A 7992-nucleotide genomic window follows, 5' to 3' on the forward strand; every position below is an offset into this window, starting at 1 on the left:
ACAATTTCAGACGCTTTTTCAGTATTGATATAAGTTGGTAGGAGGCTCCAGTTTAGGTTTCCATCGTATATTTTGTAAACTGCTAAACACACTGCGGCACCTAAAAGCTCAAAAACAATTGATACAGTAGTCGAAGTGGGAAGTCCAAAAAAATTGAAAATATCAAGCAAAATTACATCAGTAACCATGACCGCTATGAAAATGATCATCACCTCTTGAAAAGAGAATTTCTCGGGTACAAAAATACCGCTTCGCGCGATTTCCATCATTCCGCTAGAAAAGACTGCACCGCAGAGTATTCCTAAACTAGCAACAATCATAATTGTTTTGAACGGAATGGCTTTCGAACCAATTGCGGAATTTAGAAAATTAACGGCATCGTTACTAACACCAACCATTAAGTCAATAATTGCGAGTACTACTAGGACCGCGAGAACAATGAGAAGATAGCTTTCCATATAAAATTAAAATTAATGCAAATGTCGCGCATTTTATTCTGTTAGGGGTTAACTTAATGTTAAGTTTGTTGTATATTAATGTTAACACAAAATTAAGTGTTCGGTTTTTTAGGTAGGTTAATTACCATAATAGTTATTAAAATAACTGCAACGCCAACGAATTGTAAAACCGATACGACCTCACGTAGAACAATATACGATAAACATACCGCTACAGGAAGCTCTACAGCGCTAAGTATACTTCCGAGGGAGATGCCTGTTTTTGGCATCCCATATGCAAATAGAAGGGGAGGAAGCACGGTGCCTAATGTTGATAACAATAAACCATATGGCCAAAGCTCCGTGAAAGTGTCCTTTTCCATAATGGAGAACGGTCTAAACAGAATGAAGATAAAAATACATGCCCCGGTAACCATAAGTGTGCTCTTTAGTATCGGAGGATGATCATTTCCTACACGTCCATTGACCATTATAAAAACTGCATATGCAGTTGCTGCTAATAATCCATAAATCACACCTGAGAAATTTACGGAACGAAGGTTCTGTTCGAATACTCCGGTCGCTAGCAGCGTTGTTCCGAGGATAACGATAGTGCCAATTTGTTGTTTACGGTTTGGTTTAACGCTGAAGATGATAAATTCTAGCAGCTGACCAATCCAAATGTATTGCATGAGTAAGACAATTGCTAGGGAAGCTGGAATCAGTTCTACACTTTTATAATACAAAATGCTCACTACCCCGGTAGAAATCCCACTAATGAGGATAAGCCATTTCGAGCTTTTCGATGTGTATTTTCTAAAATAGCTAGGCCGGATGATCTTGATGGACAATAAAATTAATCCAAGAAGTAATGCCCCGTAAAGAGCTTGGACACCCGTTACTTCACCCAAAGTGAAGCCTTCTGCATACGCCATTTTTACAAATGTTGAAAGAACCCCAAAACTTGCTGCGCCAATAATCACAGCAATTGCCCCCTTAATTTTATCCATTATACATTTTCGTGCAAGTTACGATAGTTGGGCGGGAAATCCGAAGAGTTTCAACTTGCATGATTAAATATAACTTTCTTCTTTAATGGAATTATTTAGCATTTCAATTATTAAGCAGGGAACGATTCGGTAATCCAAAAAAGTCCAATACTTTCAGGATAAAAAACCACTTCTAAAATATAAAATGAGCAAACCTAGGGGACGCGACACAAGTACATAGATTCGTTTACTCGTAAACAACCTGCAGCATTATTTATCCTGACACATTCGAGAGATTAGTTTCCAAGAAATAATTCATCGGTAGACATTGTGGGAAATCATCAACTTACAAAAGAGTTTCTTGGGCGCCATAATTGCGGCTGTGAGAGTAATGAATTTCTAGCTTTAATCGTATCTATATGTCAAGAAATCGGTGTCGACAAGCTTGCTGGTCCACACATTTTACATTACATTTGTTGTATGTTTAATACATTTAAGAGATCTAATATAGTCTATCTATCGTTATTGTTAATAGGATTGTTGATGACTTCTTGTGGAACGAGTAAAAAGGTCCCAGGATCAAGTCGAGGCAACTCGATTCCCACAGATGCTAGTGACATGCGCGGTAAGCCATTTTCGGGTAATAGACTTGAGAGTTATGCGGCGATGTTAGGCGTGAATCCTCGAGAGCTTCGCAATAAGGAATTGTATAATTTTATAGATAGCTGGATGGGTTCGCCGCATCGCATGGGTGGTATCAATAAATCTGGGGTTGATTGTTCAGGATTTGTCGGTTTGCTGTATCATAACGTGTATAACAAGGATTTGCCTCGGTCGTCTCGTGAAATGGGGGCGGAAGTAAAACGAAAATACCTAAAGGAACTAAAAGAAGGCGACCTTGTGTTCTTTTCTTTCGGTGGTCGGCAAATAGACCACGTTGGAGTGTATCTTCATAACAATAAATTCGTACATGTTTCCACCCGAAAAGGGGTTATTATCTCCAATATTAGCGATAGCTGGTACCGCAAATACTTCGTTCGTTCAGGAACGCCAAAAATCTAACAATTAGATTACAAATTAGCGCATTTCGTTTGCAAAAGAAGGTTATATATCGTCCTGAATGCTTATTTTTGCGACAAAATTATCCTCATGAAACAAAGAACAAAAGCAATTTTTCTTGGCTTATGTATAATAGGTTCCTTTTTTATTTATTGTGTTTTTTATTATTCTAACATGATAAAAAATGCACCTTATCGTTTCTCTGATTTTCAGTATTTGTCAATTCAATACGGTGTTCCCGATTCCATGTATAATAGCTATAACTCAGCGACTCAAGAATACCAATATATTAATAGGTCAAATGAGGTGGTAAAATCGAAGCTTAAACTTTCCGATGACGATTTACTTTATCTGCATCGTAAAGCAATGGAAATGGGGTTTTGGAATGTGGATAATGATATGACGACGCTACGGACTGATTCGACAGAAGGGAAGGATGTTCCACGTTATATTTTAGAGTTTAAGTATAAGGATAAAGGTAAGACCGTAACCCTTGATGCAGATTATGCAGGTAACGAGAAAATGAAAGATGCTGCCAAAACGACAATCGAGAAAGTTCTCGACATGATAAATGTGGCGAATGCGAGATAGGATACCACCATCGCTATTGCCTAATACATAACAAGAATTTAATATTTTGTTTACTTCGGTTTTATGTTATAAGTTTATGTTTGAAATCAAATATCAAACATTAATTTATGAAAAAACTTAGTTGGGTCCTTATAGGACTCGCAGTCACTGGAAGTGCTTATGCTCAGGATATTGCTCAGGGAGTCGTGTATGTTGACGCGAATGGAAATGGCCAAAGGGACAAAAGGGAGGTAGGTCTAGCAGGTGTCGGTGTAAGTAACGGAGTACAGGTGGTACAGACCAACAAAAATGGTCACTATGAAATTCCAGTACAAAACGATAATATCATTTTTGCTATCAAGCCTACCGGATACAGGTTTGCTCTAGATGAGTTTAATCAACCGCGCTTCTACTATACGCATAAGCCCCAAGGTAGTCCAAAATTAGAATTCGAAGCTGTTCCGCCGACGGGAAAGCTACCAAAGTCGATTGATTTTGCTGTCGTTGAAACCAAGGAGGCCAGCGAATTTTCCGCTTTTGTTTTTGGAGATCCCCAAGCTTACAATGAGGATGAATTAGATTTTTTTAAACAAGGTGTGATTGATGAAGCGAAAACGGTAAGCGGTCCGCTTTTTGGCATAAGTTTAGGTGATCTGGTTGGGAATGATTTAAGTCTTCATCCAGGGTATAAGGCAGCAATGGCGACAATGTCTTTACCATGGTACAATGTGATCGGGAATCATGATTTGAATTTTGATGTAACCACAGATTCCCTATCCGACGAAACATTTGAGAAGAATTTTGGGCCAGCAAATTATTCGTTTAATGTTGGAGATGTTCATTTTTTAATACTCGACGATATCATTTATCCACACCCTAAAACAGGAAAAGGATACCAAGGAGGATTTAGAAAAACACAATTGGATTTTATTGAAAATGATTTGAGCTTAGTAAGTAAAGAAAAGCTCGTTATTTTATCGATGCATATACCGTTAAGTCCCGAAAATAACGCGTCATTTAGAAAGGAAGATCGACAACGTCTTTTCGATATTCTGGCTCAGTATCCCAATGTTGTGACATTATCCGCACACACGCATTATCAACAGCAAAACTTTTATGATAATAAACACGGTTGGAAAGGAGCGAAACCACTTCATGAATATAATGTGGGAACGACATCGGGGGATTGGTATTCTGGATTGCTTAATAATAAGGGTATTCCAGTTTCCACAATGCGCGACGGAACACCAAAAGGCTACGCGATACTTAAAGTAAAAGGAAATCAATATAGCTTCGACTATAAGGTGGTCGGAGAAAACACGGCAAGCGGATTAGCTGTTTATGGACCATCAATTGTAGAGAAAAAATACGTTGGGCGTTATCCATTATATGTTAACTTTTTTATGGGTGCAGCAAACGATGAAATTCGTTATCAAATTGACGAAGGAGAGTGGAAGAAAATGCAACGCGTAGAATCATACGATCCAGCTTACCTAAAGTCTGTTCTGGAGTTTGACGGCGCAACAACGTTGTTGGATGGACGTCGTCCGTCAGATCCTGTCTCTTCAAAACACCTTTGGAATACAAAGCTTCCAAAATTGAAAGTAGGAAATCATAAAATAAAAATTGAAGCGACCGACATGTATGGGCAAATCTATACAACAATAAAAGAAATTGAAGTCGTAGCAAAATAACTTGATTAAATCTTTACGGTCCGGTAACACGTAGATAATATTTAAACTGCACTTTTGAAGTAGAGTAATTTTAGTTCATTGTGTTATGGTAAATGTTAAGGCCTGTTGTGAAATATGCTGAGACCGTATGTTAATCATACAAAAGGTTGCCTAAAAAGGCAACCTTTTTTGTTTGATTAGAAAGTCTGCTGTTCTGTTGTTAGTTTTTTAACGTACGGGTCTTGGTTTTTTATAAACTCGTGAATATCATTGGAACCAGGTCGTTCAAAAACCTCCAAATCAAAATATTTTATTGCAGCAAAAAGATGGTCGAAAATGTCGGCCATCGCGTTTTCATAGAACACCCATTGGGTGTCACTGGTAAACATGTACAACTCAAGAGGTAGTCCGTGCTCCGTCGGGGCTAATTGTCGTACCATCATTGTCATTTCTTGATGAATGTTCGGATTATTTTTCGCGAATAGCTCGATGTAAGTTCTAAACAAGCCTATATTGGTCATCCTCCTCCCATTGACAAGGACAGTTGGGTCTGCGTTATTTTTACTATTGAATTCGGCTATCTCTTTTTGGCGTTGCGCAATAAAAGGCGCTAACAGTTGTATTTTTCTTAATGCATTAATTTCTTTTTCGTCTAAATAACGAATCGTAGATATTTTAATATTGATCGCTCTTTTGATTCGGCGGCCACCAGATTGCTCCATTCCCCTGTAATTTTTAAACGAATCGCTCAACAAGGTGAAAGTGGGTATTGCAACAATAGTCTTATCGAAATTTTGAATTTTAACGTTATTGAGATTGATTTGTAAGACAGTTCCATCGGCACCATATTTAGACATCTCTACCCAATCGCCGACTCTGACTGAATCGTTTGCAGAGACCTGGATACTTGCAACAAATCCAAGGATGGTGTCTTTAAATACGAGCATCAATATGGCAGAAGCTGCACCCAAGGAAACGAGAAACGACCATGGCGAGTTTCCAGTCATAATGCTAAATATCAGGGTTCCACAAATGAAATAAAGAAATATCTGTATAACTTGGAGGTAACTATCGACAGGTTTGTCTATGAAAGCATTAGATGTTTTTAAAATATCTCTAGATGTCTTTAAAATGCCGTTGATGATAGCCAATACAGTTATAATCAATAAAATCATTAGAATCTTGCTAAGTATAACAGAGAAAGCAGGGAATCCAATGAAAATTTCCGGTAAAATTTGATGTGCTAATAATAAGGGAATCAAATGACTGAAATGTTTGATTACTTTATTTTCAATGAAGTAATCGTCCCACGTCGTGGTTGTTTTTTTTATTAATCGGATGAAAACTGTTCTAAGAATCTTTCGGGTTACGTAATCAACAATAATTAACAAAATTGTCGCCCCTAGCAGTAAAATAGCGGACGTAAGTATGTTTGTAATTTTTCCGTCTAGGCCTGCGTTTGTAATTTTTTCAAATACCCAGTTATATGTTGTGCTTGTTTCGGTTGAGGAGATTTTAATACTATTTATAATGCTCATAATTTTGGTAAAAATACGAAAAAACAGCGAAAAATGGCCAAAATTAGGGGAAAATTACCCAAAAACCGGCTAAAATGTTACCATTCTTTTATTTTTACTTCGATTTATTTTTATCAAGTTCATGTTTATGCTTAAACATAAATGCAAACAGAATTGCGATACATAATGTATACACGGAGAAGGCGAGCCATATGTGATGCCAATCTTTTAAAAATAGTTCTGAGTTAAACAGTCCGTTTTCTGAAATTGAGATTCCGCGATTCTCAATAAATTTAAGCAAAGATGGATTGTTTTCTTCTGTTTGCAAAAATTGCGCTAGTGAGTTTGCATCGGTAAAACGTTTTGTAAAACTATAATCAATTACCCATCCGGAGATTAAGCTACCAAACACAGCACCAAAACCGTTGGTCATCATCATAAATAACCCTTGAGCCGAACTTCGAATTTGAGAATTCGTAGAGGATTCGACGAATAATGAACCAGAAATATTAAAGAAATCAAAGGCCATACCGTAAACGATGCATGAAAGTATAATCATCCATAAGCCAAGAGTAGGATCGCCATATGCGAACAGGCCAAATCTTAATACCCAAGCAAACATGGATATTAACATTACTTTTTTTATCCCAAAACGCTTCAGAAAGAAAGGAATGGCTAAAATGAATAATGTTTCTGAAATTTGGGAAATCGACATAATTATTGTCGAGTATTTTACAACGATTGATTCTGCGTATTTCGGGTAAAATTTAAATTCATCTAAAAAAACATCCCCGTACGCATTAGTCAATTGGAGAGCACCACCAAGAAACATTGAAAACACAAAAAATAAAGCCATTTTGTAATTTCCAAATAGTCTAAAGGCTTCAAGTCCTAATGTTTGAGTGAGTGTCTGGTTTTCTTGGCGGGTATTGCGAGGTGGGCATTTAGGAAGTGTCAAAGAAAATAGGCTTAAACCGACTGCAGCGATACCAGCGATTTGAAATTGCGCAGCACTAGATTTGTTTCCCGTTAAATTGACTAGCCACATTGCAGCAATAAAACCTACGGTTCCCCATACCCGAATCGGAGGAAATGCTTTCACCAAGTCATACTGTCCTTTGGTTAACGCGGTGTAAGATATCGAATTTGATAGTGCAAGTGTCGGCATGTAAAAACACATCGCAAGTAGCATGATGTAAAAAAAAACGTTTGGGTTTTCAACGAACGGGAGATAGAAAAGCGCACCTGCGTACAAAAGGTGCATGAGGCTATAAAGCTTCTCTGCATTTACCCATCTGTCTGCGATAATTCCCATCAGTGTAGGCATAAATAATGAAGCAATTCCCATCGTGGCGAAAATAGCGCCAAATTGGGTGCCATCCCATTGTTTTGTGCCGAACCAATAGTTTGCAATTGTAATTAACCAAGCTCCCCAAACGAAAAATTGGAAGAAGCTCATAACGGTTAATCGTAACTTAATAGACATAGGTACGTAATGTTATTTAATTAAGATTTTCTGCGTTCGATCTCGTCGCGAATTTTGGCAGCGGTTTCGTACTGCTCGGATTCAATAGCTTTATTTAAAGTGCTCTCTAATTGCTCGTCCGTAAGGTTTGCGTAGGGGGATTTAGGTTCCTTTTCTTTTTTTGGGTCTTTGTGTATCGTATTCTCTTTTTTCGGGAGATTCTCAATATTTTCTAAAAATGCGAAGTCGTTGCTTTCTATTATGATACCAGCCGCATCCATT

At 37.7% G+C, this 7992-nt stretch carries 8 protein-coding genes; 3 read left to right on the forward strand and 5 right to left on the reverse strand.

What is annotated here, in order from left to right:
- Both HP439_RS16280 and HP439_RS16285 read right to left on the reverse strand, forming a co-directional pair.
- The coding region (locus HP439_RS16280; protein ID WP_172391399.1) for an inorganic phosphate transporter at positions 1-458 on the reverse strand (458 nt) is incomplete at its 3' end.
- Positions 459-550: 92 nt separating this feature from the next.
- Positions 551-1447: an EamA family transporter gene (locus HP439_RS16285; RefSeq protein WP_172391400.1), complete on the reverse strand. Its 897-nt coding sequence runs from the start codon at positions 1445-1447 to the stop codon at positions 551-553.
- 459 nt (positions 1448-1906) lie between these two features.
- On the opposite strand from HP439_RS16285, the gene HP439_RS16290 reads away from it, so the two are divergent.
- The 3 genes from HP439_RS16290 (at position 1907) to HP439_RS16300 (ending at position 4749) form a co-directional block, all read left to right on the forward strand.
- The gene (locus tag HP439_RS16290) at positions 1907-2488 is read left to right on the forward strand and encodes a C40 family peptidase (RefSeq protein ID WP_172391402.1); all 582 of its coding nucleotides are present in this window, start codon (positions 1907-1909) and stop codon (positions 2486-2488) included.
- Positions 2489-2659: 171 nt separating this feature from the next.
- Positions 2660-3076, forward strand: a complete 417-nt coding sequence (locus HP439_RS16295) for a hypothetical protein (RefSeq protein WP_172391404.1) — start codon at positions 2660-2662, stop codon at positions 3074-3076.
- 107 nt (positions 3077-3183) lie between these two features.
- Positions 3184-4749, forward strand: a complete 1566-nt coding sequence (locus HP439_RS16300; RefSeq protein ID WP_172391405.1) for a calcineurin-like phosphoesterase C-terminal domain-containing protein — start codon at positions 3184-3186, stop codon at positions 4747-4749.
- Positions 4750-4925: 176 nt separating this feature from the next.
- Here the strand turns inward: HP439_RS16300 and HP439_RS16305 are convergent, their stop codons facing one another.
- The 3 genes from HP439_RS16305 to HP439_RS16315 all read right to left on the reverse strand — a co-directional run.
- Positions 4926-6266 (reverse strand): mechanosensitive ion channel family protein, encoded by a 1341-nt coding sequence (locus HP439_RS16305; protein ID WP_172391406.1) that lies wholly within the window; start codon positions 6264-6266, stop codon positions 4926-4928.
- Between the two features lie 94 nt (positions 6267-6360).
- Positions 6361-7731, reverse strand: a complete 1371-nt coding sequence (locus HP439_RS16310) for a nucleoside permease (protein WP_172391407.1) — start codon at positions 7729-7731, stop codon at positions 6361-6363.
- 20 nt (positions 7732-7751) lie between these two features.
- On the reverse strand, positions 7752-7992 hold a 241-nt coding region (locus HP439_RS16315; RefSeq protein WP_172391408.1), incomplete at its 5' end, for a UvrB/UvrC motif-containing protein.

The organism is Sphingobacterium shayense, from assembly GCF_013179575.1.
Classification (GTDB): domain Bacteria; phylum Bacteroidota; class Bacteroidia; order Sphingobacteriales; family Sphingobacteriaceae; genus Sphingobacterium; species Sphingobacterium shayense.

Excerpts from the sequence above, each read along its gene's own strand:
- HP439_RS16285 (WP_172391400.1), bottom strand. The coding sequence starts at position 1,447 with ATGGATAAAATTAAGGGGGCAATTGCTGTGATTATTGGCGCAGCAAGT.
- HP439_RS16290 (WP_172391402.1), top strand. The coding sequence starts at position 1,907 with ATGTTTAATACATTTAAGAGATCTAATATAGTCTATCTATCGTTATTG.
- HP439_RS16295 (WP_172391404.1), top strand. The coding sequence starts at position 2,660 with ATGATAAAAAATGCACCTTATCGTTTCTCTGATTTTCAGTATTTGTCA.
- HP439_RS16300 (WP_172391405.1), top strand. The coding sequence starts at position 3,184 with ATGAAAAAACTTAGTTGGGTCCTTATAGGACTCGCAGTCACTGGAAGT.
- HP439_RS16305 (WP_172391406.1), bottom strand. The coding sequence starts at position 6,266 with ATGAGCATTATAAATAGTATTAAAATCTCCTCAACCGAAACAAGCACA.
- HP439_RS16310 (WP_172391407.1), bottom strand. The coding sequence starts at position 7,731 with ATGTCTATTAAGTTACGATTAACCGTTATGAGCTTCTTCCAATTTTTC.